Consider the following 26,426-nt stretch of genomic DNA (forward strand, 5'->3'; position numbering starts at 1 on the left):
GAAGGGCTGGCTGTAGCCACCCGCGGGAATCACCGCCCCGCTCCGCCCGAGCGACGCCGACGGCCGAACGGTCCCCAAAGGTGCGCCCGGCGCCGGGCGCACCCCGGGGCCGCGGGCGGTCACGAGCCAGGATCACCGATACGAGAGGATGCCCTCATGGCGGAAGACAATCTTGAGGCCCAGGCGGAACGACATTGGGCGGCAGGCGACTTCGCCGCATCCCTGGCCCTGTATCTGCGGGCGTGGACCGGCCCGGACGACGAGGTCGCGGAGAAGATCCTGGACCTCGTGGACGAGTGGGGTGCCATCGACGCCGCGCTGGAGCTGATCTCCGTGGCCGCCGAGGCGGGCAACGCCGGGGCGTACGAGGCCCTGGCCGATCTGCTCATACAGCTCGACCGGCCCGAGGACGCCGTCGCGGCCCTGGAGCATGCCGCCCGCGGCGGCCGGGACGTCGCGCTGTGGACCGCGGCGGTCCTGGCCGACGAGGTCGGGGACCGCACGCGCGCGGAGGAGTACTACCGGCGTGCGCTGGCCGAGAAGAACCCGAGAGCGCTCAACGACTACGGCAGCTTCCTCAGCGAGGACGACGAACGTCTCGACGAGGCGGCCGCACTCCTGCGCCGGGCGGTGGACCAGGGCGACACCATGGCGGCCGGCAACCTCGGCAGGCTACTGGCCGACGAGGAGGAGTACGAGGAAGCGCTCCCCTGGCTGCGACAGGCCCTGGACGCCGGGCACCGGTCGGTCCTGGTCGTGCTCGGCGAGGTCGAGAACGCCATCGGAGACATGGAGGAGGCCGGTCGGCATCTGCGCGAGGCCCTCGCCGAGGAACTGCCGGGCGCGCATTTCGCCTACGCGCTCCACCTGGTCGACGGCGGCGCCGAGCAGGAGGCCGTGTCCCACTACGAGGCGGCCATCGGCAAGGACGAGGAGATCAACGCCTACCTGAATCTCGCGCTCCTGCACGAGGACCTCGAACAGTGGGAGCAGGCCGAGCGGCGCTACCAGGAAGCGATCGACCACCAGGACGAGGACGCGTACCTGCAATACGCACAGTTTCTCGCGGATCGGGGGCGGACCGAGCGGATCGGTGCGCTGCTCGCCGAGGCGATGAAACTGGACATCGACCCGGAGGACATCGAGGAGATGCGGACCCTCGCCGGTGAGGGGCGCCCGGCCGGAGAGTGACCACCCGCTCGCGTCGGCGCTGCCGGTCGGGCGGACCGGCGGTCGGGCGGCGGTCGGGCGGTCGGGCGGCGGTCGGGCGAGGTCAGTTGAGCATCGCCCGTGCCGCATGGGCCTGTTGGCGCACTCGGGCGGCCGCCGGTTCGTCCACTGCTGCCACCACGTCGGCGTACGCGTCGAGTTCGATGGCTCCGGCCAGGAAGTCGCCGCGCTGGACGAGGAGTTGGGCGCGCTCGTAGCGAAGGCGTGCCGGGTGCGAGGGCAGCAGCAGGGAGAGTTCCACGGACCACAGGGCCACGTCGGAGCGTTCGGGGCGGGCGGCGGCCCAGGCCCGGATGTTGTTCAGGATGCGCACGACGATGTCGAGCGGGTCGGCCGGGGTGAGCATCGACGGGTCGAGCGGGGCGCCGGTCGCGCCCGCGACGAGGAGTTCCGCGTCGGAGCCGGTCAGGACGCGCCCGCCGTCGAAGGGATCGGCCAGCACCTGCTGCTCGGGCGGTCCGAACCCCACCACGAAGTGACCGGGCAGCGCGACCCCGTAGACCGGTGCGCCGGCCCGTCGGGCGACCTCCATCCACACCACCGAGAGCAGGATCGGCAGCCCGCGCCGCCGACGCAGCACCGAGTGCAGCAGGGAGGACTCCAGCCGCTGGTAGTCACCCGGTGAGCCCCGGTAGCCGCAGCGCCCGCCGAGGAGTTCCGCGAGGGCGGTCGCCCAGGAGCGGGGGCCGCCCGGACGGAAGGGCAGGCGGCCCGCCAGCTCGTCCAGCTCGATCTGCGCCGCGTCGATCCCGGCCTCGTCCAGGGTCCCGTCCGCCGCGGCGCCCACCAGCAGGCACAGTGCCGCCAGATCGGGCCGCTCGGCCCGCGCCTCGTCGGCGAAGCGCCGCCGTACCTCGTCGGCTCGTTCCGGCTGCGGGGGCTGGGGGGAACGCATGGCTGACTCGTGCCCCTTCACGTCGATCGATACGGCTCGACACCCGGCTCGGCATCCCGCTCAACCCCACCGAAACCGCTGTCCGGCGCGCGGCCGGTCACTGTGCCGACGTTTGTGTCGGAGCCTGCCGCAGCGGCGTCCGCCAGGGAGTCCGTACCGGCGTCCGGAGTCCACCGGTAGTGGTGGTACGCGTGGTGCGGGCCGAAGCCCATACCGGCGTACAGCTCCCGCGCCCCGGCGTTGTCCGCCTCCACCTGGAGCCAGGCCGCCGAGGCGCCCTCCGCCAGGGCCCGGCCGGCCAGGACGGCCATGACGGCGCTGGCGAGGCCCCTGCGGCGCTGGGCCGGGTCGACCTCGACCGCGGCGAAACCGGCCCAGCGACCGTCCACCACGCACCGCCCGATCGCGGCCGGAGCCGCACCCCCGGCACCGGGCACCGTCGCGAACCACACCGAGGGCCCGCCGCCCAGCACCTTCAGCGCCACGTCGCTCACGCCCTTGCGCTGATAGCGGCCGAGCCACGCCTCGTCGGCCGTGCGGGAGAGCGTCACCTCGGGAGCCTCGGGAGCCTCGGGAGCCTCGGGAGTCCCCGGAGCACCGGAAGCCGCGGGTACCTCCAGGTCCGCGACCGGCGCGAGCGAGCCGATCCACAGCTCGGCGGTCACCTCACGCGTCCAGCCGCGCGCCTCCAGCTCCGCGCAGAGCAGCTCCTGCGCGCCCTCGGCGCCGGTGGCGGTCTGGACGTAGGCGGGCAGGTCGCGGGCGGCGTACCAGTCCCGTACGTACGTCAGCGCCCGGTCGAGCGGCACGCCCGGGTCGCCCAGCGGGAGTACGGAGTTGGCGCGCCGGGTGAAGCCGCCCGCCGCCCGCAGCTCCCAGCCGCCGAGCCGCTCGCTCTCCACCGGCGGCCAGGCCCGCGCGGCGACCCGCGCCAGCTCCTCGTAGGACGCCGCGGGTCCGCGCCGTCGTGCCGGGGCGGACGGTACGACCTTGCCCGCGACCAGCGAGGTTTCCGCGATCCGGACACGCTCGCCGGTCCGCCGTGTGATCAGCAGCACACCGTCGTCCCATGATGTGAGAACGCCGACCGTATCGGTGAACTTCTCCACCGTGTCTGCGTCGTCGATCAAGCGTCGCACCGAGACGCGTTTTCCCACGTCAGCAGCGGTGATCCGGACCTCCAGGCGGCCGGAAGCAGAGATTTCCACAGGTCAGTTCACCCCTCCTGTTCGGATCATGCCCAAGAACGGAGATACTAGGGGCGGGCATCGACGACGCCGCGCTCCCGCGCGCCAGGCGGCGGAGCCTACGGAGGCCCGCCAGCGCCCTATCGAGGAGGAACGACAGCGTGACCTACGTCATCGCGCAGCCTTGTGTCGACGTCAAGGACAAGGCGTGCATCGAGGAGTGCCCGGTCGACTGCATCTACGAGGGCTCCCGGTCCTTGTACATCCACCCGGACGAATGCGTCGACTGCGGAGCCTGTGAGCCGGTGTGCCCGGTCGAGGCGATCTTCTACGAGGACGACACTCCGGAAGAGTGGAAGGACTACTACAAGGCGAACGTCGAGTTCTTCGATGAGCTCGGCTCGCCCGGCGGCGCCAGCAAGCTCGGTCTGATCGAGCGCGACCACCCCTTCATCGCAGCGCTGCCGCCGCAGAACCAGTAAGCGGCCCGCATACGCGCCGCCTCGGTCCCGTACAGCTGATCGCTTCGATCGCCGTACGGGACCGAGGCATTTGCCGTATCAGCCCCCGCAGCAGTCCGTGCAACAGCACGTATCCGGTTTTCCGCCGGTACGGGTCGTACGTACGAGAAAGTGAGCCCGATCCCGTGTCCGCAGTCTCCGACCGGCTTCCCACCTTCCCCTGGGACAAGCTGGAGCCCTACAAGGCGACCGCCGCCGCTCACCCGGGTGGCATCGTCGACCTGTCCGTCGGCACCCCGGTCGACCCGGTGCCCGAGCTGATCCAGAAGGCTCTGGTCGCGGCCGCGGACTCGCCCGGCTATCCCACGGTGTGGGGCACGCCCGAGCTGCGGGACGCGCTCACGGGCTGGGTGGAGCGACGGCTCGGCGCGCGGGACATCACCCACCGCCATGTCCTGCCGATCGTCGGCTCCAAGGAACTGGTCGCCTGGCTGCCGACCCAGCTCGGCCTCGGCCCCGGCGACAAGGTCGCGTACCCGCGGCTCGCGTACCCGACGTACGAGGTCGGCGCGCGGCTCGCGCGGGCGGAGCACGTGGTCTACGACGACCCGACGGACCTCGACCCGACGGACCTGAAGCTGCTGTGGCTGAACTCCCCGTCGAACCCGACCGGCAGGGTCCTGTCCGCCGCGGAACTCACCCGGATCGTCGCCTGGGCCCGTGAGCACGGCATCCTCGTCTTCTCCGACGAGTGCTACATCGAGCTGGGCTGGGAGGCCGACCCGGTCTCGGTGCTGCACCCCGACGTGTGCGGCGGCTCCTACGAGGGGATCGTCTCGGTCCACTCGCTCTCCAAGCGCTCGAACCTGGCCGGGTACCGCGCCGCGTTCCTCGCGGGCGACCCCGCCGTCCTCGGCGAACTCCTCGCGATCCGCAAGCACGGCGGCATGATGACCTCCGCGCCCACGCAGGCCGCCGTGGTCGCCGCCCTCTCGGACGACACCCACGTCCGAGAACAGCGCGACCGCTACGCCGCCCGCCGCACCGCCCTGCGCGACGCCCTCCTGAACCACGGCTTCCGTATCGAGCACAGCGAGGCGAGCCTCTACCTCTGGGCCACCCGGGACGAGTCCTGCTGGTCCACGGTGACCCACCTGGCCGACCTGGGCATCCTGGTGGCCCCCGGTGACTTCTACGGCGAGGCGGGCGAGAACTTCGTCCGCGTGGCCCTCACCGCCTCGGACGAGCGCGTGGCGGCGGCGGTGGAACGCCTGCGGTAGCCCGGCAGGCGCGGCCCAGCGCAGCGAAACGGGGGTCCGGGGAAGCGAGTTCCCCGGACCCCCGTCGCCGTAGGCCCCTGCCGGGCTAGCCCAGCGGCAGGCCCTTCAGCGGCAGCTGTCCCGTCGGCAGGCCGCCCCGGGTCACGGTGTCCGTCGGCAGGCCGCTGCCCGCCGCGGTCTTCGCGGTGTCGCCGACGAGGCCGCCGGCATGTCCGGCCGCGTCCCCGGTCACCTTCCGTGCGGCGGGCGTGGCCTTCTTGGCGACCTTCCCGCCGGACTTGCCGGCGATCCCGGTGACGTTCTGCGCCGCTCCGTCGACGGTGTTGCCGACGTTGGCGCCGTCCAGGGCGGTCAGCCCGCCGAGGCTGGGGGTGGCCGGCAGGTCGGCCGCCGCGCAGGCGGAGCCGGCCGCGCCGACCACGGGCGCCGCTCCGGCCGCGACGAGCAGCACGACACGGGCGATCCGGCGGGTCAGGGGGAGGGACATGGTGCTCCTTAGACGGAAGAGAACGGGGAAGTGTCCTGCCGCCCGGCAGTCGACCGGCTGGCTGCCGACCGACCGCGTCACCGGATGCTGATCCACTGAGGTGATCGCCTGAGGTGATCGTTCCGGGCTCGGACGCAGTGACTACCGCTCGAAGTCCGCGAAGGTTGCGGTGGCCCGCCGCAAAGAGTTGGTAATGCGTCGCATTATCGGTTGTGGATAAAAACGGGCAAACGCTGCCCGGCGGGCAAGCCCGCGGAATCCCTGTGGCCCTTTGTTCTCAAGGGATTTCCCGGGCGACGGAGTGAGTGCCCGAAAGTGTGCGCACATCGCCGGCCCGCAGAGGGCCGGTCCTCCCAACGGGTGAGGGTCCGTACTACTGCCCGGTCACGATCCGGACCTCGGCCGCGGCCTTCTTCGCCCCCGAACCGCTCTTCTCGTCGGCCGTGCGCCACGAGCCCTCCGAGGTCCCCGCGGTCCACTCGCGCCCCGCGTACGACACCCGCTCGATGTGCAGGGACGAGGAGTTGGCCACGGCCCAGTGCGCCAGCTCCCAGCCGCGGCGGACCACCCCGGTCCCGGCGGTGGACTCCTCGCGCACGGGGACCGTCACGGTCCGGTCGGCGGACTTCGGAGAGGCCGGAGAGGCCGGGGCGGCCGGTGTCGGCGACGCGGAGGAACCCTCGGCGCCCACGGTGGCACCCGCTTCCTGGAGCACATCGCGCCCGAAGTCCCGTGCGAGCGCGGCCCGCACCGGCGCCGGGCCGCCCGCCGGGGTCGCGGCCGGGCGCCCCTGGCAGGTCAGCGTGGCCGCCGCGCGGCCGGTCAGCGCGGCGGCGAGCAGCGTGGCGTCCGGCTCGTGCTTCGCGTACGCCTGCGGAAAACCGCTGTGCTGCACCCGCTGCGCGGCGACGGTGAGCGGCAGCCGCGAGTAGCCGGGCACCTTGGCCAGGTGCTCGTAGAAGACGCCCGACGCGTACGTCGGGTCCATGATCTGCTTCCGTGTGCCCCAGCCCTGCGACGGCCGCTGCTGGAACAGACCGAGGGAGTCCCGGTCGCCGTGCTGGATGTTGCGCAGCCCCGACTCCTGGAGCGCCGTCGCGAGGGCGATGGCCACCGCGCGCTCGGGCATGCCGCGGGAGGTGCCGATCGCCGAGATCGTCGCCGCGTTCACCGCCTGTTCGGGGGTGAACTCGTACGACGCGCCGTCGCCGTTGCCGGAGACGACCTTGCACCGGGGCGCGCCCACGCCGCCCGTGAGGTACTGCACGCCGAGATAACCCGCGATCGCGAACAGGACCACGAGGGCCCCTCCGAAGCGAAGGAGGCGACGACGGCGCCGGACAGGAGTGGGGGACGGCTCAGACACGCGTACAAGGTAACGGAGACCGCTGTCGGCGATCTGGGTGGCTGTGGACAACGGCCGCGCGGCCGGTGGATACGACCGCATCCGGCTGTTTTCGGGACCCGTCGGCCGGGAGCGCTAGGGTCGACGCCATGGCCGACATCCCGCTTGACCTCACCCTGGACGCAGCCGAGCTCACCGCGCAGCTCGTCGACTTCCCCTCGGAGAGCGGCAACGAGAAGCCGCTCGCGGACGCCGTCGAGGCCGCCCTGCGCGCCCTGCCGCATCTGACGGTCGACCGGTACGGCAACAACGTCGTGGCCCGCACGAACCTCGGCCGCGCCGAGCGGGTCGTCCTGGCCGGTCACATCGACACCGTGCCGATCGCCGGCAACGTGCCCTCCCGGCTCGACGAGAACGGCGTGCTGTGGGGCTGCGGCACCTGCGACATGAAGTCGGGCGTCGCGGTCCAGCTCCGGATCGCGGCCACCGTCCCCGAACCCAACCGGGACCTCACCTTCGTCTTCTACGACAACGAAGAGGTCGCGGCCCATCTGAACGGGCTGAAGCATGTGGCCGAGGCCCACCCCGATTGGCTGCGGGGCGACTTCGCGGTGCTCCTGGAGCCCTCCGACGGGCAGGTCGAGGGCGGCTGCCAGGGCACGCTGCGGGTGCTGCTGAAGACCAAGGGCGAACGGGCCCACTCCGCCCGCAGCTGGATGGGCTCGAACGCGATCCACGCGGCCTCGCCGATCCTGGCCGCGCTGGCAGCGTACGAGCCGCGCTACCCGGTGATCGACGGCCTGGAGTACCGCGAGGGCCTGAACGCGGTGGGCATCTCGGGCGGTGTCGCGGGCAATGTGATCCCCGACGAGTGCGTCGTCACCGTCAACTTCCGCTACGCGCCCGACCGCACCGAGGAGGAGGCGATCGAGCACGTCCGCGAGGTCTTCGCCGACTGCGGTGTGGCCGAGTTCGTGATCGACGACCACAGCGGTGCCGCCCTCCCCGGCCTCTCCCACCCGGCCGCCGTCGCGTTCATCGAGGCCGTGGGGGGCACCCCGCAGCCCAAGTACGGCTGGACGGACGTCTCCCGCTTCAGCGGGCTCGGCATCCCGGCGGTCAACTACGGCCCCGGTAATCCCCACCTGGCGCACAAGCGGGACGAACGGGTGGAAGCGGCCAAGATCCTCGCGGGCGAACAGCGACTGCGCGACTGGCTCACCGCCTAGGCGGACCCGCGTATCCGTCGGCTGTTCATGGCGGACATGCCCGCGTCCCCCCGCCGTAACCAGCGGAGATCTACTCTGGGGCGGAACGACCTTCCCCCGCACCGGCCTCGGGCCGGAGCGGGGGAGATCCCTACGCGGAGGGAGTGGACATGGCTACTGGCGACCCGAGGGGCAAGAAGCGGCCACCGGATGAGCAGCGGCTGGGCCCGGTGCTGCGCAGGCGGGACCAGGTCCAGGCGAGCACCACGGACCAGCGGCTGCTGGATGCGGGCGGCCCCTCGGACTGGGTGCACACCGATCCCTGGAGGGTGCTGCGCATCCAGTCGGAGTTCATCGAAGGCTTCGGCACGCTGGCCGAACTCCCGCCCGCGATCAGTGTGTTCGGCTCGGCCCGGACACCGGTGGACTCGCCCGAGTACGAGGCGGGCGTCGCCCTCGGCCGGGGCCTGGTCGAGGCCGGGTTCGCGGTGATCACCGGCGGTGGACCTGGTGCCATGGAGGCCGCCAACAAGGGTGCCTGCGAGGCGAAGGGCATCTCCGTCGGCCTCGGTATCGAGCTCCCCTTCGAACAGGGGCTGAACCAGTACGTCGACATCGGCCTGAACTTCCGGTACTTCTTCGTCCGGAAGATGATGTTCGTCAAATACGCGCAGGGATTCGTGGTCCTGCCCGGCGGTCTCGGCACCCTCGACGAACTCTTCGAGGCGCTCACCCTGGTCCAGACCCAGAAGGTCACCCGCTTCCCCATCGTGCTGTTCGGCACGCAGTACTGGGGCGGCCTCGTGGACTGGCTCAAGAACACCCTCATCGCCCAGGGCAAGGCGTCGGAGAAGGACCTGATGCTGTTCCACCTGACCGACGAGGTGGACGAAGCGGTGGCGCTGGTGTCGAAGGAGGCGGGCCCCCGCTAGAGGCTCTCCTCGCCGGGTCGCCGGGTCGCCGGTCGCCGGTTCGACGTTCCACGGGCCGAGGGGCACGGGACGGGCTGCGGAGTCGGCCCCTCCCGTGCGTCCGCGCGGTCCGTCCGCTACGCCAGCCCGCGCCGGGCCACCGCCGGCGGCCTGTGTCCGGCGATGGACGTCACCATGTCCAGCACCTGACGCGTCTCCGCGACCTCGTGGACGCGGTACACCTGGGCCCCCAGCCAGGCCGAGACGGCGGTCGTCGCCAGCGTTCCGAGGACCCGTTCCTTGACCGGCTTGTCGAGCGTCTCGCCCACGAAGTCCTTGTTGGAGAGGGAGACGAGAACCGGCCACCCGGTGGACACCATCTCCGGGAGCCGCCGGGTCGCCTCCAGACTGTGCCGGGTGTTCTTCCCGAAGTCGTGCCCGGGGTCGATGAGCACCGATTCGCGGGGCACTCCGAGGGCGACCGCGCGCTCCGCCAGGCCGAGCGTGACCCGCAGGACGTCGGCCATCACGTCGTCGTACGTGACCCGGTGCGGACGCGTCCGCGGCTCGGACTCCCCGGCGTGCGTGCACACGAGCCCCACCCGGTACCGGGCGGCCACCTCGGCCAGCCGCGGATCGACCCCGCCCCAGGCGTCGTTGAGGAGATCGGCACCGGCCTCGCAGACCGCCTCGCCGACCTCGTGCCGCCAGGTGTCGACGCTGATGATCACGTCCGGGAAGCGGCGGCGCACCTCGGCTACGAAGCCGACCGTGCGGCGCGCCTCCTCCTCGGCGGTGACCTCCTCGCCGGGCCCGGCCTTGACCCCGCCGATGTCGATGATGGCGGCGCCCTCGGACACCGCCTGCTCCACGCGCGCGAGGGCGGGCTCGTCGCGGAAGGTGGCTCCTTGGTCGTAGAAGGAGTCCGGGGTCCGGTTCACGATCGCCATGATCACCGGCTCGTGCGCGCCGAATTCGCGCCTGCCCAGCCTGAGCATCCCCTGTGACCTCTCCCAGTAAGTCGCACTGATAAGCCGCCTGCGACCTTAACTGTCAGACTCGCATGGCACGATCGGAGCCTGACACTTCCAGCGTCAGGCTGCTTTCGTCAGCACCAGTAGTTTCGCGCCGACGCGACCCGCGCCGGCACCAGAGCGTGGGGACCTCAGCGATGTTCATGTTCTTGTTCCTGGTCGTCGCACTCGCCGTCGTGGTCGCCGCGGTCACCCTGTCCGTGGTGGGCGGCGGCGAGGGCGCCCCCCTTCCCGACGCCGAGCCCGAGCGGCTGCGCGATCCGCTGCCTTACGACCGTCCGGTGCACAAGGGCGACGTGGACGCGCTGCGCTTCGCCGTCACCGTGCGCGGTTACCGCATGGCGGACGTCGACGACGCACTCGGCCGTCTGGGCGCCGAGATCGGCGAGCGGGATGCCCGGATCGCCGACCTGGAGTCCGCGCTCGCGGGCGCCCGTGCGGCGAGCCACACCACCTCACTGCGCAAGCACCCGGAGGACGAGCAGTGAGCGACGTGCTCGCGGGACCCGACGGCGCCCTGCGCTGCCCCTGGGCGCTGTCCACCGAGGACTACGTGGCCTATCACGACGAGGAGTGGGGCCGGGCGGTCCACGGCGACGACGCCCTCTACGAGCGGCTGTGCCTGGAGGCGTTCCAGTCGGGACTGTCCTGGATCACCATCCTGCGCCGCAGGTCCGGCTTCCGCGCCGCCTTCGCGGACTTCGAGATCGCCCGGGTCGCGACGTTCACGGAGGCCGACGAGGAGCGGCTGCTCGCCGATCCGGGGATCATCCGCAACGGCGCCAAGATCCGGTCGACCGTCGCCAACGCGCGCGTGCTGGCCGGCTGGGCCCCGGGCGAGCTGGACGAGCTGATCTGGTCCTTCGCCCCCGACCCCGCCTCCCGTCCGGCCCCGGAGAAGCTCTCCGACGTGCCGGCCGTCACCGACGAGTCGACAGCCCTCTCCAAGGCCCTCAAAAAGCGTGGCATCCGCTTCGTGGGCCCGACGACGGCGTACGCCCTGATGCAGGCCTGCGGCCTGGTGAACGACCACCTGGCGGACTGCGCGGTGCGCGACGCCGCGTGACCGGGGCGCCCCTTCGGGGACGCGGGAACCGGTGTCACAGGCCACAGGACGCCCGTAGGACGGGCGAGGTCCCGGGAGTGGCGCCGCAGGGCCACGGGCGGCCGCGGCGCCGCTCCCGGTCCGTCAGCGGCCCAGGTACTTCGGCTTCTCCTTGTTGACGAACGCCTGGACCGCGATGGTGTGGTCCTCGGACGCGCCGGCCCGTGCCTGGAGCTCGTCCTCCTTCTCCAGGGTCTCGTCCAGCGAGTGGGTGAGTCCGAAAGCGAGGGACTCCTTCAGCGCGGCGTACGCGAGCGTCGGTCCGGCGGCCAGTGCCCGCGCCACCTTCTCCGCCTCCGCGTGCAGCTCGCCGGCCGGAACCAGCCGGTTCGCGATGCCCAGCTCGTACGCCTCCTGGGCGGTGATGCTGCGCGGGAAGAGCAGCAGATCGGCGGCACGGCTCGGGCCGATGACGCGGGGCAGCGTCCAGGAGATCCCCGAGTCGGCGGTCAGCGCGACTCCGGCGAAGGACGTGTTGAAGGCGGCCGTGTCGGCGACGACGCGATAGTCCGCCGCGAGCGCGAAACCGAATCCGGCCCCGGCCGCGACGCCGTTGACCCCGGCCACCACGGGCTTCGCGGCGCCGGTCAGGGCCCGCACAATGGGGTTGTAGTGCTCGCGCACGGTGCTCATGGTGTGGCGCGACCCCGACTGCTTGTCGGCGGCCAGCAGCCCGATGTGTTCCTTGAGGTCCTGTCCGACGCAGAACGCGCGGTCACCGGCGGCGGTCAGCAGGATCGCCCGCACGGCGTCGTCCGCCGCGGCCGCCTGCGCCGCGTCCCGGAAGGCGACCTTGGTCTCGGTGTTCATCGCGTTCATCGCCTCGGGGCGGTTCAGCGTGATCGTCGCGAGTCCGTCGCTCACCTCGTAGAGCACGGTGTCGGCCATGGTGGGTCCCTTCCGGGGTCGCGGCTCGTCGTACCGGCCGGTACGTCCTGTGTCCGATGACAGCATGGCGGAGATCACCGGCGGTGGCGCGGGGCGTACATGTGACCTGCATCAAAGAATTCCGCCCCGTGGAAGTCCGTGCGGGCGGCGCAGTATCGCAGCCACATCGCCGAAATGAGTGGTTTTGCTCAAGCGCGTTGCGCAAGCGATGCCGACTGATGTTGGTCATCGGGTCCTGAGATGCGGGATAATGGCCTGGAAGCAATGTGTTCGATGCCGGTGACGTGTGTCCTATGAGGGGACGTGCGTGCCCTCCGAGGGGGCCGTCGGCGACGATGAGCTGGTTTCAGGAAGGGGAACGAGCATGGCGGCCATGAAGCCGCGGACGGGCGATGGCCCGCTCGAGGTGACCAAGGAGGGGCGGGGCATCGTCATGCGCGTTCCGCTCGAAGGCGGCGGTCGGCTCGTCGTCGAGCTGACCCCTGACGAGGCCGACGCGCTCGGCGACGCCCTCAAGAAGGTCGTCGGCTGACGCGGAACGCGACCCTTACCTCTTCGGCTTCCCCGGCACCGAACCTGGTGCCGGGGAAGCCGTTTTTTTCCGGCGTACGGGACTGCCGCGCCGCTCGGCCGGCGGTGACTGGCGGGGGTATACGGCCTGGTCGGAGGCGTCCGGCGGGAAACGGGCCGGGCAGCGGATCGGGCAGCGGGGTCAGCGCTTGACCGCGCACAGCAGGCCGTCGCCCACCGGCAGCAGCGACGGCACCAGCTCCTGGCTCTCGCGCACGGCGCGCAGCAGTTCGCGCAGCCGGCTCACTTCCACCGGCTGCGGTCCCGAGTCCACGGTGCGGCCGTCCGCGAAGACGCCCTCGAACGCGACGAGCCCGCCCGGACGCAGCAGGCGCAACGATTCAGCGAGGTAGTCCAGGCTCTCCAGGCGGTCGCCGTCGCAGAAGACGAGGTCGTAGCCCGCGTCCGCGAGACGGGGCAGGACGTCCAGTGCGCGGCCCGGGATGAAGCGCGCGCGATTGCTGGCGAAACCGGCGGCGCGGAAGGCCTGGCGGGCGAACTGCTGGCGCTCCGGCTCCGGATCCACCGTGGTCAGTACCCCGTCCGGCCGCATGCCGTGCAGAAGATGAATTCCGGAGACGCCGGTCCCGGTACCGATCTCGGCGACCGCCTTCGCGTCGAGGGTGCCGGCGAGCAGGCGCAGCGCGGCGCCCGTGCCGGGCGACACCGAGCGCAGGCCGGCCTCGTGAGCCCGGTCCCGGGCCCAGCGAAGCGCCTCGTCCTCGGCGACAAAGGCGTCGGCGAACGCCGCCCAGCTCGTCTGCCGGTTGCCGGTAATGACCCTCTCCTGTCCCCGTGATTGCCTGGGCGTGACTGTATCCGTTGGTGCCGGGAACCTGCGGATGGGACCGGGCGTTTAGAAGGGTGGGGAAACCTGGCGGGGGGAAGTCGATGGATCGGTACACGGAGCGGGGCAGCGGGCAGACGTCGGCGCGCCCATATGAGCCCGTATCAAATTCTCGTAAAACCGCTTATCCGGAGCTAACGGGCGAGGTGGCTATGGTAGGGGCTCCACTGGACACCACCAGAGCCGACAGGGGAGGTGCGGCTGCGCCTGTGGATCGGGGAGGGGTGCTTCGGCGCCTACTCAGATCAGCGGGTGAGCCGAAATCCGTGACCGACAACGCTGACCAGTTCCACGTTGCTGCCCCGGCGCAGACCGCGACGTTCACCACCGACGCGGAGTCGCAGGCGTGGACTCCGCCGACCTGGGAGGAGATCGTCAGCACCCACAGCGGTCGCGTCTACCGTCTGGCCTACCGCCTGACGGGCAACCAGCACGACGCCGAGGACCTCACTCAAGAAGTCTTCGTCCGTGTCTTCCGCTCGCTGTCGACCTACACACCCGGCACCTTCGAGGGCTGGCTGCACCGCATCACCACGAACCTCTTCCTCGACATGGTGCGGCGCAAGCAGCGCATCCGTTTCGACGCCCTCGGCGACGACGCGGCCGAGCGACTGCCCAGCCGTGAGCCCTCCCCGCAGCAGGTCTTCAACGACGCGCACTTCGACGCCGACGTCCAGCAGGCGCTGGACACCCTCGCGCCCGAGTTCCGCGCCGCCGTCGTCCTCTGTGACATCGAGGGACTGTCCTACGAGGAGATCGCCGCGACCCTGGGCGTCAAGCTCGGCACGGTCCGCTCCCGGATCCACCGCGGCCGCTCCCAGCTGCGCAAGGCCCTGGCACACCGGTCTCCCGAGGCCCGCGCCGAGCGACGCTCGTTCGCGGCCCGTGTGCCCGTGCTGGGGGGAGGGGGCGCGACCGCGTGAGTGGAACCCGTCCTACCCATGCCGAGCAGCACCTCGGGGACCGACTTTCCGCCCTGGTGGACGGAGAGCTCGGTCATGAGTCGCGCGACCGCGTCCTGGCCCACCTCGCCACCTGCGCGAAGTGCAAGGCCGAGGCCGACGCCCAGCGCCGACTGAAGAACGTCTTCGCGGAAATGGCCCCGCCACCCCCCTCCGAAAGCTTCCTGGCCCGACTCCAGGGACTTCCCGGAGGAGGCGACTCCGACAGCTCGCGGCTGGGCGGAGGAGGATTCGGCGGCGGAAGACTTCCCGGCGGCTCCACCGGCTCCGGTCTGCCCGGCGTCCTCGGAATGCGGGGCGAACCCTTCGGTTACGTGCCTGCGGGACCGCACGCCGATGCGCTGCCCCCCGCTCCGGGGCGCGGCTTCCGCATCCATGACGTCAGCCGTCACGAGGCCGAGCGGTCGGCCTCGCGCGGGCTGCGGTTCGCCTTCGCCGCGGCGGGCGCGGTGTCGCTGGCCGCGGTCGCGCTCGGCGGAGTGTCCACCGGAGTGCCCGGAGACACCCCGGACGCGCGCGGCGGGGCCGGCACCGGAAGCAATGTGACGCCGTCCCGTTCCCAGGGCACGGGGGCCGCCACGACTCCAGAGTCGCAGCGCCGCCGGTCCGTCGGACCGGCACTCGCCCAGGGCGAGCGGGCGCTCGGCAATGGTCCGGTGGCACCGACCGGGGTGTCCGCACCACTGCTGCCCGGAGTTCCCGCTCCGGCGGACCGTGATCAGGACGCCGTGCGCACGCTGACGACACCGGTGGTCGCCGGTGCCGCCGCGATGTCCCCGCTCATACGTCCGCTCACCAACGCACAGCCGCTCGCGCTGACTCCGGCTCCGGGGCTGCTCACCGCCCCCGCCGTCACACCGTCCCCCTCTTCCTCCTCGTCCCCCACCCCTCGTAACGTTCACTGAGCCCCGCCCTCTGCGCGTCGGCCCATGAACCTGGTTGAATCCGGGGTGGGCCGCGTCCGCGGGAGGGATCACGGGCGCGGAGTCGACAAGTCTGTGGTGACCGTCGGCGAATCGTGCCGCGGGCCAGGTGTGGGGAGAGCATGAACGAGGGCAGGCCCACGAAGGCGAAGTGGTGGAGCCGACCCCGGCCCCAGGACACGGGGGCGGACACCGCGCCGGCTCACCTCACGGAACCGGATTCCCCGCACCCCGCCGCCCTCGCGGAGAGCGCGGAGGCCGGTGCGGAGCCGAGCGCGCCCGAGGCCCACCCGGCAAGGGCCCGCGAGGGCGACACCGGGGGCGACTACGAGCTGAAGCGGCCCCCGGGTGTCCCCGGCGCGGGGGAAGCAGGGGCCTCTTCCGGCGCCGGGAGCGTCTTCCCTGCGGGCGTTCGCGCGGATGCGCAGGGCGTCGGTGACGGGGGCGGGGGCGGGGACTTCGAACTGGAGCGGCCCCCGGGTATCCCCGGGTCGACGGGGGCAGGGGTTTCTTCCGGCCCCGAGAGTGTCTTCCCTGCGGGCGTTCGCGCGGATGCGCAGGGCGTCGGTGACGGGGGCGGGGACTTCGAGCTGGAGCGGCCCGCTCCCCGGCGCCCCAAGGCCCTGCACGACCCCGACCCCTACGGCACCCCGCCCTACGGCGGCCCGGGCCCGTGGGCGCCCGCCCCGCCGGTCCAGCACCCGACGGCCGCACAGGCGCAGGGCCCGCAAGCGCAGGGCCAGGACACACAGGACCCGCACGCGCAGGGCTCGTACACGCATGGCTCGCATGGGCCGGGTTCTCAGGCCGAGGCGGCCACCCCGGCCCACGGGACGCATTTCGCGGAGGGAGTCCCCGCCACCGGAACGCCTCTCGCAGGGGCAATCCCGGCCCAGGGCGGCGCGCCCTTCGACGCCCTGCCCCAGGTACCGGAACCCTCCGGACCCTCGAACCCGATGGCCCCGATATCCGAGCCCCCTGCCGGCCCCGCCGCCTCACCCGCCCCGGCCGAGTCCGCTGTCCCCGACCCCTGGCAGAACTACGACCCCTGGGCCGCGCCCGGCCCCCTCCCTCAGAACGGCCCCCTCCCTCAGAACGGCCCCCTTCAGCAGAACGGGGTCGCCGTGCCCACCGCGGTGGAGCGGCGCAAGAGGGCGAGGAAGGCCCTGGTGCTCGGGGCCGTCGCGCTCGCGCTGGTGTCCGGGGGAGTGGGCGGCGCCGTAGGGGCGTATCTGGAGCGGAACGGGGGGCTGACGGACATCGAGCTGCCGCAGGCCGCCAAGGAGGCCCCGGGACGCGCCCCGGACAGCGTGGCCGGGATCGCGGCGCACGCGCTGCCCAGCGTCGTCACCCTGCATGTGCGCGGGAGCGAGGAGGAGGGCACCGGAACCGGATTCGTGCTCGACGGCGAGGGCCACATCCTCACGAACAACCACGTGATCGAACCGGCCGGCGCGGGCGGCACGATATCCGTGACCTTCAGCGGCGGCGAGACCGCGAAGGCCGAGGTCGTCGGACACGACAGCGGCTACGACCTCGCCGTGGTCAAGGTCTCGGGAGTCCACGGGCTCGCCCCGATGCCGCTGGGCAACTCGGACAGCGTCCAGGTCGGCGACCCCGTCGTCGCCATCGGCGCGCCCTTCGACCTCGCCAACACCGTCACCTCCGGGATCATCAGCGCCAAGGAACGGCCCATCACGGCGGGCGGCGAGAAGGGCGACGGCACCGACGTCTCGTACGTGGACGCGCTCCAGACGGACGCGCCGATCAACCCCGGCAACTCGGGCGGGCCCCTGCTCGACTCCCGGGCCCGCGTCATCGGGATCAACAGCGCCATCCGCTCCGCCGACAGCGGCTCCGACCTGGGGACCGGTCAGGCCGGTTCCATCGGGCTCGGCTTCGCCATCCCCGTCAACCAGGCCAAGCGCGTCGCCGAAGAGCTCATCAACACCGGCAGGGCCACCCACCCCGTGATCGGTGTCACGCTCGACATGAACTACGCGGGCGACGGCGCGCGGGTCGGCACCAAGGCCGCCGGGGGCGGTCCGCCCGTCACCACCGGCGGACCCGGCGCGAAGGCGGGCATCAGGGCGGGCGACGTGATCACCGAGGTCGACGGCGGGCGGGTCCACTCCGGCGAGGAACTCATCGTGAAGACCCGCGCCCACCGGCCCGGCGACCGGCTCCGGCTGACCGTCCGGCGGGGCGGCACGCGGAGGACGGTCACCCTGGTCCTCGGTTCGGCGGACGGCGACTGAGAGCCCGCCGGCCCCGGCCCGCGAGTGACACGAACCTCACAGTCGAGCAGGATGTCGCAGCTCCGGACGGCAAACATCATGGAAAACCAGTGGTGTACATGAAGTCGGAAGCCCCGGGACAGTTCCGGACGGACAGGAACGCCGGGTACCGTTGGACCCGGCCCGGACCACGGAAGACTCCCGAGGGCCGTGGACCGAGGACATCGCAAGGAGCTATCAGGTGTTCAATGACGTAGGACCGCTTGAGCTGGTGACGCTGGTCGTCCTGGCCGTGCTCGTCTTCGGTCCCGAGAAGCTCCCGAAGATGATTCAGGACGTCACGCGCACGATTCGCAAGATCCGTGAGTTCTCGGAGAGCGCCAAGGCGGACATCCGCGATGAACTCGGCCCGGAGTTCAAGGACTTCGAGTTCGAGGACCTCAACCCCAAGACGTTCATACGCAAGCAGCTGGACAATGACGAGCTGGGGCTCAAGGAGATCCGTAACGGCTTCGACCTGAAGAAGGAGATGGCCGAGGTCACGGACGTGGTGCACGGCCGCGAGTCCGACTCCTCGGACTCCACCGGGTCCACCGGGTCCACCAACGGCACGGCCGGCGGTTCCGTCGACATGACGAAGAAGCGCGAGAAGCTCGACGCCGACGAGCACCCGCCCTACGACGCCGACGCCACCTGAGCCGTACGGAGCACCGCGGCGATCCGCCGCGGCAGGAGCCGTGCGCGACCGGGCGTCCATGACCCTCGCGGGCCCGACAGCCCTGCCCGAGGCCGGGCGGGTCCGGCCTGAGAACGTGTTCGTCATCACGCTCGTCCGCAGGCCGCGAACATGCCCCGCGCGGTCCGAATACGCCGTTCGCACGCCTTACGCGCCGGGCGCTTTCGCCGCTGCTCGGAGCGGTGTGGCTATGCTGCCCAGTTGTTGTGCGGACCGACAAGGACGCCCGAGGGGGGCGGGCCACCCGGTCCGACGAGAGCGAGGAGGCGTCCGGCAGATGGAGACGACAAGTCGGGTAGGCGCGCAGGCGCCGGCCGCGGAGGGCGGACAACAGGTCCCCTCCGCCCGGCGTACGGTCGACGGCTACCTGCTGGCGCCCTTCCCTTGGTACGGCCTCGACGAGGCCTTCACGGGGCCGCACTGGCTGATGCAGGTGGGTACCTCGGCGGACGGTGCCGTCGAGCACGGTTCGATCGGGCACGGGGACGAGCCCTCGGTGCGCCCCGAGCCGGGCGAGGACAAGGAGCGGTTCGCGGTGGTGGTCACCGTGGCCGCCAGCCCCGTACGGCGCAGCGCGGACGGCACGGGACTGCTGGAGGCCACCTCGGTGTCCTCGGCGGCGTGGCTGGCCGGTGTGGGACTGCTGTCCTTCACCTGGCCCGGCCAGATGGACCACACCCTGCGCGACGACTGGCTGGACCAGCAGACCGAGACCGCGTGGGTGCTGGCCGACGACCTGGACGGTCCGGACTGGTCCACCCTGTCCCTCCCCGTGGACGGCGTCCCCACGACCTTCCACTACCGCGAGTCCGAGTTCGGCTGGGTCCTCGCGGGTTCCACCCAGGAAGGCGTCCACGTGGGCGCGTACGGGCGGGGAATGAGCGCGTACGGGCTGGGCTTCGCGATGATCAAGGACATCGCGGCATACGCCTAGGAAAGCCCCTGGTAGCCGCTGCAGGCCCTGGTAGCGGTCAGCGGGCCCGGCCGCCGTTGCGAGGCCCCGACAGCCGCTACGAGGAAGGGGGCGCCGTCCGTGCGGACGGCGCCCCCTCCTTAGTAGGACGGCGCTGGAGCTTCGCGCGGGAGTCCTAGAACTTGTTGCGCGGGGTGATTCCCAGCGACATGCCCGACAGGCCGCGCTGACGGCCGCCCAGCTTGCCCGCGATGGCACGCAGGGCCGAGCCGGCGGGGGAGTCGGGGTCGGTCAGGACCACCGGCTTGCCCTCGTCGCCGCCCTCGCGGAGGCGGACGTCGATCGGGATGGACCCGAGGACCGGGACGGTCGCGCCCGTGGTGCGGGTCAGGCCGTCGGCGACCGACTGGCCGCCGCCGGTGCCGAAGATGTCGACCATCTCGTCGCAGTGCGGGCAGGGCAGCCCCGACATGTTCTCGATGACGCCCACGATCTTCTGGTGGGTCTGCACGGCGATGGAGCCGGCGCGCTCGGCGACCTCGGCCGCCGCCTGCTGCGGGGTCGTGACGACCAGGATCTCGGCGTTCGGGACGAGTTGGGCGACGGAGATCGCGATGTCGCCCGTGCCCGGCGGGAGGTCCAGGAGCAGGACGTCCAGGTCGCCCCAGTACACGTCCGCCAGGAACTGCTGGAGGGCGCGGTGCAGCATCGGGCCGCGCCAGACCACCGGCGCGTTGCCCGGGGTGAACATGCCGATGGAGATGACCTTCACACCGTGCGCGGACGGCGGCATGATCATGTTCTCGACCTGGGTCGGCTTGCCGTCCGCGCCGAGCATGCGCGGCACCGAGTGGCCGTAGATGTCGGCGTCCACGACGCCGACCTTGAGTCCGTCGGCGGCCATCGCCGCCGCCAGGTTCACCGTCACCGAGGACTTGCCGACACCGCCCTTGCCGGAGGCGACCGCGTACACGCGGGTGAGCGAGCCGGGCTTGGCGAAGGGCACCTCGCGCTCGGCCGTGCCGCCCTTCAGCGCCGTCGCCAGCTCGCGGCGCTGTTCGTCGCTCATCACGTCGAGCTCGACGTCGACACCGGTGACCCCCTCGACCCGCGAGACCGCCTCCGTCACCCGCTGGGTGATCGTGTCGCGCATCGGGCAGCCGGAGACCGTCAGGTACACGGCGACCGCGACCACGCCATCCGCACCGATCTCCACCGATTTGACCATCCCCAGTTCGGTGATGGGTCGGTTGATCTCGGGGTCGTTCACCGTCGCCAGTGCTTCACGCACCGCGTCTTCCGTAGCCATACGGACGATGGTACGGCGCTCCCCCTCGGCCCAGGTAAGCCCGTCACCGGTCGTCTACGTCACGTCCGTGCGACCGTTCCGCCGGGAATACGACCCGGTCGTCCCCGTGACCGTCGGGATACCGGTCCTCCAGCTCCTTGACCAGGTCCTGGAGCTCGTTGCGGATCCAGTCGCGGGTGGCGACCTCGCCGAGGCCCATGCGCAGGGTGGCGATCTCGCGGGTGAGGTATTCGGTGTCGGCGATGGAGCGCTCGTTCTGCTTGCGGTCCTGTTCGAGGTTGACCCGGTCGCGGTCGTCCTGCCGGTTCTGCGCGAGCAGGATCAGCGGGGCCGCGTAGGAGGCCTGGAGCGACAGCATCAAGGTCAGGAAGATGAACGGGTAGTTGTCGAAACGCAGACCGCCCGGCGCGAAGACGTTCCAGACCACCCACATGATGATGACGACCGTCATCCAGACGAGGAACCGCCCGGTGCCGAGGAAACGGGCGATGCGTTCCGAGAACCGTCCGAAGGCCTCCGGGTCCCACTCGGGCAGCAGCCTGCGCCGCGGCGGCTTCGGCTGGTCGAGCCGGATACGCGGCCGGGGGGCCGCCGTCGCCCCCGTGGCGGCCCGCTCACGGGTCTCACGCTCAGGCGCCATGGCGTCCCTCCCCGCCGAGCGGGCCGTCCGGCTCCCGGCGGCCGTCCTCGTGGCCGTGGCCGTCCTCAGGGGCGTCCTCACGGTCGGCCCCGTGGCTGTCGCGGCCGGCGTGGCTCTCCTCGTGCATGCTCTCGTGCACGCCCTCGTCGAGGTGGAACTCGGTCTCCCGCCAGTCCTCGGGCAGCATGTGGTCCAGTACGTCGTCCACGGTCACCGCCCCGAGCAGCGAGCCGCTCTCGTCGACGACGGGGGCCGCCACCATGTCGTACGTCGCGAAGAACCCGGCGACCACGGGCAGCTCGTCCTCAGGGGCCAGCGGCTGGAGGTCGTCGTCGACGAGCGAGCCGACCAGGGTGAACGGCGGATCGCGCAGCAGCCGCTGGAAGTGCACCGCCCCCAGGTACTTGCCCGTCGGCGTCTCGTCCGGCGGGCGGCACACGTACACCTGGGCGGCGAGCGCGGGGGAGAGGTCGGGGTTGCGGACCCGGGCGAGCGCGTCGGCGACGGTCGCGTCGGGCCGCAGCACGATGGGTTCGGTGGTCATGAGCCCGCCCGCCGTCCGTTCCGCGTACGCCATCAGCCGCCGGACGTCCGCCGCCTCGCCGGGCCGCATCAGCGTCAGCAGCCGCTCCACGTCCTCGGTGGGCAGTTCGGCGAGCAGGTCGGCCGCGTCGTCGGGGTCCATCGCCTCCAGGACGTCGGCCGCGCGCTCCTCCTTGAGCTTGCCGAGGATCTCGATCTGGTCGTCCTCGGGCAGCTCTTCGAGGACGTCGGCGAGACGGTCGTCGTCGAGGGCGGCGGCCACCTCGCCGCGCCGCTTCGGTGACAAGTGGTGCAGCACGTTCGCCAGGTCGGCCGGGCGCAGCTGCTCGAAGGTGGCGAGCAGGCTCTCCGCGCCCTGCCCGTGCTCCTCCAGGGAGAACCCGGTGACGGAGGACCAGTCGACCGTCATCGTCTCGCCCTTGGTGCGCCGGAAGGCGCCGCTGCGCCCCTTGCGCACGAAGACCCGGCCGATCTCCCACTCCCTGCGGGCCGGCAGCTGCTGGATCGACACGTCCAGGACGGTCACCTCCTCGCCCGTCTCGACGAGGGTCACGAGCCGGTCGAGCAGTTCACCGAAGACGAGCCGTTCGGTGGGCCGCTGCTCGAAGCGGCGCACGTTCAGGACGCCGGTCGTGATGACCTGGCCGGACTCGATGCCGGTCACCCGGGTCATGGGCAGGAAGATCCGGCGGCGCGTGGACAGTTCGACGACGAGGCCGAGCATGCGGGGCGACCGCCGTCCGACGCGCAGCATGGCGACGAGATCCCGCACCCGGCCCACCTGATCGCCGTTCGGGTCGAAGACGGCGACGCCGGCCAGGTGCGAGACGAAGATCCGGGGGGCGGCTGCGGCCATGCCCGCGCCTCCTTCGCTTCGAAGCGTTATATGCCGTTCTGTCCGCTCGGGTGGGCTTCAGGCTAGCCCGTCCCGGTCGGAGGCGCCCTGGTGGGCGGTCCGGACGGACTGCCTCCGTCGCGTGCTTGTCGCCCCGGTACGCTGCCGTACGCCGTTTGAGGACCGCACGAAAGGCAGCCCCACCTGTGACTGCAATTCCCCAGGGCCGTACCCGCAGAGCCGTGACGATGGCCGCGATGTGCGCACTGGCCGTGACAGGCACGGGGCTGACGGGGTGCGGCAGCGGGGATCCGGACGCGGGCACGAACGGGGTCGGCAAGCTGTCCGCCGCCGTCATCCAGGCGAAGACGAAGAAGGCGGCCGAGACCGCGCCGACCGTGCGGCTCTCCGGGACGGTCGTCTCCAACGGGACCACGTTCACCCTCGACATGCGCCTCAAGTCCGACGGCGGCAGCGGCTCGGTCACCTCGAAGGGGGCCAGCTTCCGGTTGCTGCGGGTCGGTGAGCACCTCTTCCTCAAGGCCGACGGCGACTTCTGGGCCCATCAGGACGCCAAGAGCGGCGGCAAGTCGGCGGACACCGCGGCGGCGGACAAGCTCGGGGGCATGTATGTGAAGGTGCCGACCGGCGACCCCGCGTACAAGCGGTTCAGCGGTTTCACCGACAAGGACGTCCTGCTCGACGGGCTGCTCGGTCTGCACGGCGCCCTCGCCAAGGACGGTCACCACGACCAGTCCGGCGTCCGCACCATCCGCATCACCGGCGACAAGGGCTCGGGCGGCACCCTGGACGTGTCCCTGGAGGGCACCCCGTACCCGCTCCTGCTGGGGCGAGCGGGCAACGCGGGCACCCTCCGTCTGACCGAGTGGGGCAAGGACTTCCCGCTGGCAGAGCCGTCCAAGAAGGACACGGTCGACTACGGGCGGCAGCTGCCCTCGTCGTAACCCCGCGCGGCTAGCCGCGCTTGCGCCGCTTCATCAGCAGGCGGGGCAGCGCCGCCGGGATCGGCCGGCGGGTCGTCGCCGGGGTCGGCAGCGGCCGTTCGGCGAGCGAACCGTCGGGCAGTTCGGCGGTCGCGCCCGTCGGTTCCAGGCGCAGCACCCGGCATTCGCGTGCCCAGCGCTCCGGCATGGCCTCCCCGTCCGGGGCGTTCAGCCGCTTGCCCTTGAGCTCCCCGACGGCCGCCTCCCACTCCGGGGTGTGCGCGGCGAGCTCCACGACGCCGGCGGACCAGGAGACGAGCCGTCCGCCCTTGTCCTTGCTGCGTACGGTGACGACCGCGTCGCCGCCGTCGATCAGCCCCGGCAGCGGCTGCTCGCCGGGTCCGTCGCCGACCAGGCAGGCCGCGCCGTCGTGCCACACGTGCCACAACGCCCGGGTGGGCACCTCGCGGTCCGGACCGGGGGGCGCCGGCACACCGGTGCCGCGCACCCAGATCAGCCCGGACTTCTTGGTGGCCTCCTCGACGAGGGCCTGGTCGAGCAGCTCTTGCGTCATGGGACCAAGACTATCCAGCCGGTACTACAGCCAGCCGTTGCGCTTCAGGATGCGGTGGATGCCCAGGCAGAGCCCGACCGTGACACCCATGATCACCGGGTAGCCGTAGCGCCAGTGCAGCTCGGGCATGTACTTGAAGTTCATGCCGTACACACCGCAGACCATGGTCGGTACGGCGACGATCGCGGCCCATGAGGTGATCTTGCGCATGTCCTCGTTCTGCGCCACGGAGGCCTGCGCGAGGTTGGCCTGGAGGATCGAGTTGAGCAGTTCGTCGAAGCCGAGGACCTGCTCCTGCACACGCGCGAGGTGGTCGGCGACATCGCGGAAGTACTTCTGGATGTCGGGGTCGATCAGCCGCATCGGGCGCTCGCTCAGCAGCTGCATCGGACGCAGCAGCGGCGACACCGCCCGCTTGAACTCCAGTACCTCGCGCTTGAGCTGGTAGATCTGCCCGGCGTCCGTGCCGCGCGGGGTGCCCTTGCGGCCCGGCGAGAACACCTCGGTCTCGACCTCGTCGATGTCGTCCTGCACGGCGTCCACGACCGCGATGTAGCCGTCGACGACATGGTCGGCGATCGCGTGCAGCACTGCCGAGGGGCCCTTGGAGAGCAGCTCGGGGTCGTCCTGCAGCCGGTGCCGCAGCGCGCGCAACGAGCCCTGCCCGCCGTGCCGGACGGTGATGAAGAAGTCCCGTCCGGTGAAGCACATGACCTCGCCGGTCTCGACGATCTCGCTGGTCGCCGTCAGCCGGTCGTGCTCGACGTAGTGGATGGTCTTGAAGACGGTGAAGAGCGAGTCGTCGTAGCGCTCCAGCTTGGGTCGCTGGTGGGCCTGGACGGCGTCCTCCACGGCCAGCGGGTGCAGCCCGAACTCCCGGGCGATGACAGCGAATTCGTCCTCGGTGGGCTCGTGCAGGCCGATCCACACGAAGCCGCCGTCGCGCCGCACCTGACGCATCGCCTCCTGCGGCGTGAGCGGCGAGCGCGTCGCGACCCGGGCGCCGTCGCGGTAGACGGCGCAGTCGACCACGGCCGACGGGGTGCCGGGGTCACGGGTGGTGTCGTACGAGCCACTGTCCTTGCGCAGGGAGGGGCGGGGGCGGACCGCGGCGCGCAGGTCACGGATCATCGACATGGCAGGCTCCTTTTCGCAACGGAGGCGGCCGGCGACGGTTGGAACTACCCGGAATGGGGACGTCCTGACTGCGGATGTTTGGCACGTCCACAAAGCGGGGAGCACCGCACCGTCGCGGTGGCAGCTTCGCTACTGATTCAGATCAGACAGATCAGGGGTTCAGATCGGACAGATCAGGCGGAAACGAAGCGCTCTTCCGTGGTGCACCGGGCAACGCTGACACGTATGCACACGATTGCGGGAGGCGGCAGCCGGCAGGGCTGAAAACCCAGCGGAACCAGCTACGGACTCAGCGACCGGAAGAGCGGGTGGTACTGCACGGTCGACTTCGGTCCATTGCAGCCCCACCTCCTCCGGTCGGTCCCCCGTGAGGGACGATCCATCCCCCGAAGGGGAGTCTGTCTCCCTCCGAAGGGGAGTCAGATCAGTCTCAGTGCGTCGGAGCCCGGGAGCAACTCCCGCAGTGCCATGAGGGCCTGGTGGGGCCTTCAGTCATGCACTGCTCCGACCAGCGGCCAAGACTATCAGCGCACCGATACGTCAAGGCCCCGCTTTGCGCGTTGTTGACCGGGGTCCGGTGCACCCTGGCGCGATTGGCGCGGCCTATGCTCGGTTCATGGCTGATGTTCTTCCTCTGGTCGAGGCCCGTTTGCGCTCCGCGCTGGGCGAACCCGACGCGCGGGCCGCGGTCACCTTCCTGGGCACCGACCGCATCGAGGTGCTGCGCTTCACCGAGGGCGACATCGTCCGCTACGCCACGCTCGGCATGTCCGCCCAGCCGATGGCGGACCCCACCGCCGTGCTCGCCGATCCGGTGAAGGGCCCGCGCGCCGAGTTGATCCTCTCGGTCCGCCCGGCCGGCGCCGACACCGACAAGGTGCTCCGCCCGATGGCCGTGCTCGCCGCCTCTCCCCAGGTCGAGGGTCTCGTCGTGGCCTCCGGCGCCTCGCTCGACGTGGGTGAACCCCTGTGGCCCGGCGCACCGTTCACCTCCGTCCTGGTCGCGGAGTCCGGCGGCCTGGTGGAGGACCTGGAACTGGACGAGCCCGCCGATCCCGTGCGTTTCCTGCCGCTGCTCCCGATGACGCCCAACGAGGCCGCCTGGAAACGGGTTCACGGCGCCGGCGCACTCCAGGAGCGCTGGCTGAACGGCGGAACGGACCTGCGCGATCCGCTGCGCAAGTCCGTTCCCCTGGACTGACCGACCCGGCCGGCCCAGGACCAT

The 26,426-nt window shown here is 71.5% G+C and carries 27 protein-coding genes; 15 read left to right on the forward strand and 12 right to left on the reverse strand.

Features of this window, described 5'->3' with window-relative positions:
* Positions 1-156: 156 nt before the first annotated feature.
* Complete coding sequence (locus ACFYR3_RS21410) at positions 157-1,191, forward strand: tetratricopeptide repeat protein (protein ID WP_356781169.1); 1,035 nt, start codon at positions 157-159, stop codon at positions 1,189-1,191.
* An 82-nt stretch (positions 1,192-1,273) separates the two neighbouring features.
* Here ACFYR3_RS21410 and ACFYR3_RS21415 read toward each other — a convergent pair whose 3' ends face one another.
* Positions 1,274-2,125, reverse strand: coding sequence for a tetratricopeptide repeat protein (locus tag ACFYR3_RS21415; RefSeq protein WP_389284371.1), 852 nt, complete (start codon positions 2,123-2,125; stop codon positions 1,274-1,276).
* Positions 2,126-2,142: 17 nt separating this feature from the next.
* On the reverse strand, positions 2,143-3,333 hold the full coding sequence (locus ACFYR3_RS21420) for a GNAT family N-acetyltransferase (protein ID WP_389284373.1): 1,191 nt from the start codon (positions 3,331-3,333) through the stop codon (positions 2,143-2,145).
* Between the two features lie 140 nt (positions 3,334-3,473).
* On the opposite strand from ACFYR3_RS21420, the gene fdxA reads away from it, so the two are divergent.
* Both fdxA and ACFYR3_RS21430 read left to right on the forward strand, forming a co-directional pair.
* The gene (fdxA, locus tag ACFYR3_RS21425; RefSeq protein WP_018089397.1) at positions 3,474-3,794 is read left to right on the forward strand and encodes a ferredoxin; all 321 of its coding nucleotides are present in this window, start codon (positions 3,474-3,476) and stop codon (positions 3,792-3,794) included.
* A gap of 164 nt (positions 3,795-3,958) precedes the next feature.
* Positions 3,959-5,053: a bifunctional succinyldiaminopimelate transaminase/glutamate-prephenate aminotransferase gene (locus tag ACFYR3_RS21430; RefSeq protein ID WP_389284375.1), complete on the forward strand. Its 1,095-nt coding sequence runs from the start codon at positions 3,959-3,961 to the stop codon at positions 5,051-5,053.
* 85 nt (positions 5,054-5,138) lie between these two features.
* Here the strand turns inward: ACFYR3_RS21430 and ACFYR3_RS21435 are convergent, their stop codons facing one another.
* Together ACFYR3_RS21435 and ACFYR3_RS21440 are read right to left on the reverse strand one after the other, a co-directional pair.
* The gene (locus tag ACFYR3_RS21435; RefSeq protein WP_355844943.1) at positions 5,139-5,540 is read right to left on the reverse strand and encodes an ATP-binding protein; all 402 of its coding nucleotides are present in this window, start codon (positions 5,538-5,540) and stop codon (positions 5,139-5,141) included.
* 373 nt (positions 5,541-5,913) lie between these two features.
* Positions 5,914-6,906 carry a heavy metal transporter gene (locus tag ACFYR3_RS21440; protein ID WP_355844940.1) on the reverse strand — a complete coding sequence of 331 codons (993 nt, stop codon included), beginning with the start codon at positions 6,904-6,906 and terminating at the stop codon, positions 5,914-5,916.
* Positions 6,907-7,034: 128 nt separating this feature from the next.
* On the opposite strand from ACFYR3_RS21440, the gene dapE reads away from it, so the two are divergent.
* Both dapE and ACFYR3_RS21450 read left to right on the forward strand, forming a co-directional pair.
* Entirely contained in the window at positions 7,035-8,114 is a 1,080-nt protein-coding gene (gene dapE / locus ACFYR3_RS21445) for a succinyl-diaminopimelate desuccinylase (RefSeq protein ID WP_355844937.1), read from the forward strand.
* A gap of 149 nt (positions 8,115-8,263) precedes the next feature.
* Positions 8,264-9,025, forward strand: coding sequence for a TIGR00730 family Rossman fold protein (locus ACFYR3_RS21450; RefSeq protein WP_355844934.1), 762 nt, complete (start codon positions 8,264-8,266; stop codon positions 9,023-9,025).
* A 116-nt stretch (positions 9,026-9,141) separates the two neighbouring features.
* Here the strand turns inward: ACFYR3_RS21450 and folP are convergent, their stop codons facing one another.
* Entirely contained in the window at positions 9,142-10,002 is an 861-nt protein-coding gene (folP, locus tag ACFYR3_RS21455) for a dihydropteroate synthase (RefSeq protein WP_355844931.1), read from the reverse strand.
* Between the two features lie 173 nt (positions 10,003-10,175).
* On the opposite strand from folP, the gene ACFYR3_RS21460 reads away from it, so the two are divergent.
* Both ACFYR3_RS21460 and ACFYR3_RS21465 read left to right on the forward strand, forming a co-directional pair.
* On the forward strand, positions 10,176-10,526 hold the full coding sequence (locus ACFYR3_RS21460; RefSeq protein WP_355844928.1) for a DivIVA domain-containing protein: 351 nt from the start codon (positions 10,176-10,178) through the stop codon (positions 10,524-10,526).
* On the forward strand, positions 10,523-11,104 hold the full coding sequence (locus ACFYR3_RS21465; RefSeq protein ID WP_355844926.1) for a DNA-3-methyladenine glycosylase I: 582 nt from the start codon (positions 10,523-10,525) through the stop codon (positions 11,102-11,104). The genes ACFYR3_RS21460 and ACFYR3_RS21465 overlap by 4 nt, the downstream gene beginning before the upstream one ends.
* A 123-nt stretch (positions 11,105-11,227) precedes the next feature.
* On the opposite strand, the gene ACFYR3_RS21470 is transcribed toward ACFYR3_RS21465, so the two are convergent.
* A complete protein-coding gene (locus ACFYR3_RS21470) occupies positions 11,228-12,031 on the reverse strand; it encodes an enoyl-CoA hydratase-related protein (protein WP_355844923.1) in 804 nt (267 codons plus the stop codon).
* Positions 12,032-12,395: 364 nt separating this feature from the next.
* Between ACFYR3_RS21470 and ACFYR3_RS21475 the strand changes: the two genes are divergently transcribed.
* Positions 12,396-12,563 (forward strand): DUF3117 domain-containing protein, encoded by a 168-nt coding sequence (locus ACFYR3_RS21475; RefSeq protein WP_003966491.1) that lies wholly within the window; start codon positions 12,396-12,398, stop codon positions 12,561-12,563.
* A gap of 180 nt (positions 12,564-12,743) precedes the next feature.
* On the opposite strand, the gene ACFYR3_RS21480 is transcribed toward ACFYR3_RS21475, so the two are convergent.
* Entirely contained in the window at positions 12,744-13,445 is a 702-nt protein-coding gene (locus ACFYR3_RS21480; RefSeq protein ID WP_355845092.1) for an O-methyltransferase, read from the reverse strand.
* A gap of 227 nt (positions 13,446-13,672) precedes the next feature.
* Here ACFYR3_RS21480 and sigE point away from each other — a divergent pair, with 227 nt between their 5' ends.
* From sigE to ACFYR3_RS21505, 5 genes are all read left to right on the forward strand, one after another.
* A complete protein-coding gene (gene sigE, locus ACFYR3_RS21485; RefSeq protein ID WP_261702444.1) occupies positions 13,673-14,371 on the forward strand; it encodes an RNA polymerase sigma factor SigE in 699 nt (232 codons plus the stop codon).
* Positions 14,368-15,315: an anti-sigma factor gene (locus ACFYR3_RS21490; RefSeq protein ID WP_355844920.1), complete on the forward strand. Its 948-nt coding sequence runs from the start codon at positions 14,368-14,370 to the stop codon at positions 15,313-15,315. Before sigE ends, ACFYR3_RS21490 begins: the two co-directional genes overlap by 4 nt.
* 140 nt (positions 15,316-15,455) lie before the next feature.
* A complete protein-coding gene (locus ACFYR3_RS21495; protein ID WP_355844917.1) occupies positions 15,456-17,591 on the forward strand; it encodes a trypsin-like peptidase domain-containing protein in 2,136 nt (711 codons plus the stop codon).
* 220 nt (positions 17,592-17,811) lie between these two features.
* Entirely contained in the window at positions 17,812-18,267 is a 456-nt protein-coding gene (locus tag ACFYR3_RS21500) for a sec-independent translocase (RefSeq protein ID WP_355844914.1), read from the forward strand.
* A gap of 316 nt (positions 18,268-18,583) precedes the next feature.
* Positions 18,584-19,240 (forward strand): hypothetical protein, encoded by a 657-nt coding sequence (locus ACFYR3_RS21505; protein WP_355844911.1) that lies wholly within the window; start codon positions 18,584-18,586, stop codon positions 19,238-19,240.
* 154 nt (positions 19,241-19,394) lie between these two features.
* Here ACFYR3_RS21505 and ACFYR3_RS21510 read toward each other — a convergent pair whose 3' ends face one another.
* Genes ACFYR3_RS21510 through ACFYR3_RS21520 form a run of 3 tightly spaced genes read right to left on the reverse strand, consistent with a single transcriptional unit; the run spans position 19,395 to position 22,567 of the window.
* The gene (locus tag ACFYR3_RS21510; protein WP_355844908.1) at positions 19,395-20,528 is read right to left on the reverse strand and encodes an Mrp/NBP35 family ATP-binding protein; all 1,134 of its coding nucleotides are present in this window, start codon (positions 20,526-20,528) and stop codon (positions 19,395-19,397) included.
* Between the two features lie 43 nt (positions 20,529-20,571).
* The gene (locus ACFYR3_RS21515; RefSeq protein WP_355844905.1) at positions 20,572-21,168 is read right to left on the reverse strand and encodes a DUF1003 domain-containing protein; all 597 of its coding nucleotides are present in this window, start codon (positions 21,166-21,168) and stop codon (positions 20,572-20,574) included.
* On the reverse strand, positions 21,158-22,567 hold the full coding sequence (locus tag ACFYR3_RS21520) for a magnesium transporter MgtE N-terminal domain-containing protein (protein ID WP_355844902.1): 1,410 nt from the start codon (positions 22,565-22,567) through the stop codon (positions 21,158-21,160). Before ACFYR3_RS21520 ends, ACFYR3_RS21515 begins: the two co-directional genes overlap by 11 nt.
* A 185-nt stretch (positions 22,568-22,752) precedes the next feature.
* Between ACFYR3_RS21520 and ACFYR3_RS21525 the strand changes: the two genes are divergently transcribed.
* Positions 22,753-23,511, forward strand: coding sequence for a hypothetical protein (locus tag ACFYR3_RS21525; protein ID WP_355844899.1), 759 nt, complete (start codon positions 22,753-22,755; stop codon positions 23,509-23,511).
* Between the two features lie 10 nt (positions 23,512-23,521).
* Here the strand turns inward: ACFYR3_RS21525 and ACFYR3_RS21530 are convergent, their stop codons facing one another.
* Together ACFYR3_RS21530 and ACFYR3_RS21535 are read right to left on the reverse strand one after the other, a co-directional pair.
* Positions 23,522-24,064, reverse strand: a complete 543-nt coding sequence (locus ACFYR3_RS21530) for a hypothetical protein (protein WP_355844896.1) — start codon at positions 24,062-24,064, stop codon at positions 23,522-23,524.
* Between the two features lie 24 nt (positions 24,065-24,088).
* On the reverse strand, positions 24,089-25,201 hold the full coding sequence (locus tag ACFYR3_RS21535; protein ID WP_355844894.1) for a magnesium and cobalt transport protein CorA: 1,113 nt from the start codon (positions 25,199-25,201) through the stop codon (positions 24,089-24,091).
* Between the two features lie 616 nt (positions 25,202-25,817).
* Between ACFYR3_RS21535 and ACFYR3_RS21540 the strand changes: the two genes are divergently transcribed.
* Positions 25,818-26,402, forward strand: a complete 585-nt coding sequence (locus ACFYR3_RS21540; protein ID WP_355844891.1) for a suppressor of fused domain protein — start codon at positions 25,818-25,820, stop codon at positions 26,400-26,402.
* Positions 26,403-26,426 lie beyond the last annotated feature (24 nt).

It is taken from the genome of Streptomyces sp. NPDC005784 (assembly GCF_042871525.1).
Taxonomy (GTDB): Bacteria; Actinomycetota; Actinomycetes; order Streptomycetales; family Streptomycetaceae; genus Streptomyces.

What these genes read in the sequence shown, in the direction of transcription:
- ACFYR3_RS21535 (WP_355844894.1), bottom strand. Translation starts at nt 25,201, where the DNA reads ATGTCGATGATCCGTGACCTGCGCGCCGCGGTCCGCCCCCGCCCCTCC.
- ACFYR3_RS21475 (WP_003966491.1), top strand. Translation starts at nt 12,396, where the DNA reads ATGGCGGCCATGAAGCCGCGGACGGGCGATGGCCCGCTCGAGGTGACC.
- ACFYR3_RS21470 (WP_355844923.1), bottom strand. Translation starts at nt 12,031, where the DNA reads ATGGCCGACACCGTGCTCTACGAGGTGAGCGACGGACTCGCGACGATC.
- ACFYR3_RS21435 (WP_355844943.1), bottom strand. Translation starts at nt 5,540, where the DNA reads ATGTCCCTCCCCCTGACCCGCCGGATCGCCCGTGTCGTGCTGCTCGTC.
- ACFYR3_RS21530 (WP_355844896.1), bottom strand. Translation starts at nt 24,064, where the DNA reads ATGACGCAAGAGCTGCTCGACCAGGCCCTCGTCGAGGAGGCCACCAAG.
- ACFYR3_RS21460 (WP_355844928.1), top strand. Translation starts at nt 10,176, where the DNA reads ATGTTCATGTTCTTGTTCCTGGTCGTCGCACTCGCCGTCGTGGTCGCC.
- ACFYR3_RS21410 (WP_356781169.1), top strand. Translation starts at nt 157, where the DNA reads ATGGCGGAAGACAATCTTGAGGCCCAGGCGGAACGACATTGGGCGGCA.
- folP (WP_355844931.1), bottom strand. Translation starts at nt 10,002, where the DNA reads ATGCTCAGGCTGGGCAGGCGCGAATTCGGCGCGCACGAGCCGGTGATC.
- ACFYR3_RS21505 (WP_355844911.1), top strand. Translation starts at nt 18,584, where the DNA reads ATGGAGACGACAAGTCGGGTAGGCGCGCAGGCGCCGGCCGCGGAGGGC.
- ACFYR3_RS21520 (WP_355844902.1), bottom strand. Translation starts at nt 22,567, where the DNA reads ATGGCCGCAGCCGCCCCCCGGATCTTCGTCTCGCACCTGGCCGGCGTC.
- ACFYR3_RS21450 (WP_355844934.1), top strand. Translation starts at nt 8,264, where the DNA reads ATGGCTACTGGCGACCCGAGGGGCAAGAAGCGGCCACCGGATGAGCAG.
- ACFYR3_RS21415 (WP_389284371.1), bottom strand. Translation starts at nt 2,125, where the DNA reads ATGCGTTCCCCCCAGCCCCCGCAGCCGGAACGAGCCGACGAGGTACGG.
- ACFYR3_RS21495 (WP_355844917.1), top strand. Translation starts at nt 15,456, where the DNA reads ATGAACGAGGGCAGGCCCACGAAGGCGAAGTGGTGGAGCCGACCCCGG.
- ACFYR3_RS21540 (WP_355844891.1), top strand. Translation starts at nt 25,818, where the DNA reads ATGGCTGATGTTCTTCCTCTGGTCGAGGCCCGTTTGCGCTCCGCGCTG.
- dapE (WP_355844937.1), top strand. Translation starts at nt 7,035, where the DNA reads ATGGCCGACATCCCGCTTGACCTCACCCTGGACGCAGCCGAGCTCACC.
- ACFYR3_RS21510 (WP_355844908.1), bottom strand. Translation starts at nt 20,528, where the DNA reads ATGGCTACGGAAGACGCGGTGCGTGAAGCACTGGCGACGGTGAACGAC.
- ACFYR3_RS21515 (WP_355844905.1), bottom strand. Translation starts at nt 21,168, where the DNA reads ATGGCGCCTGAGCGTGAGACCCGTGAGCGGGCCGCCACGGGGGCGACG.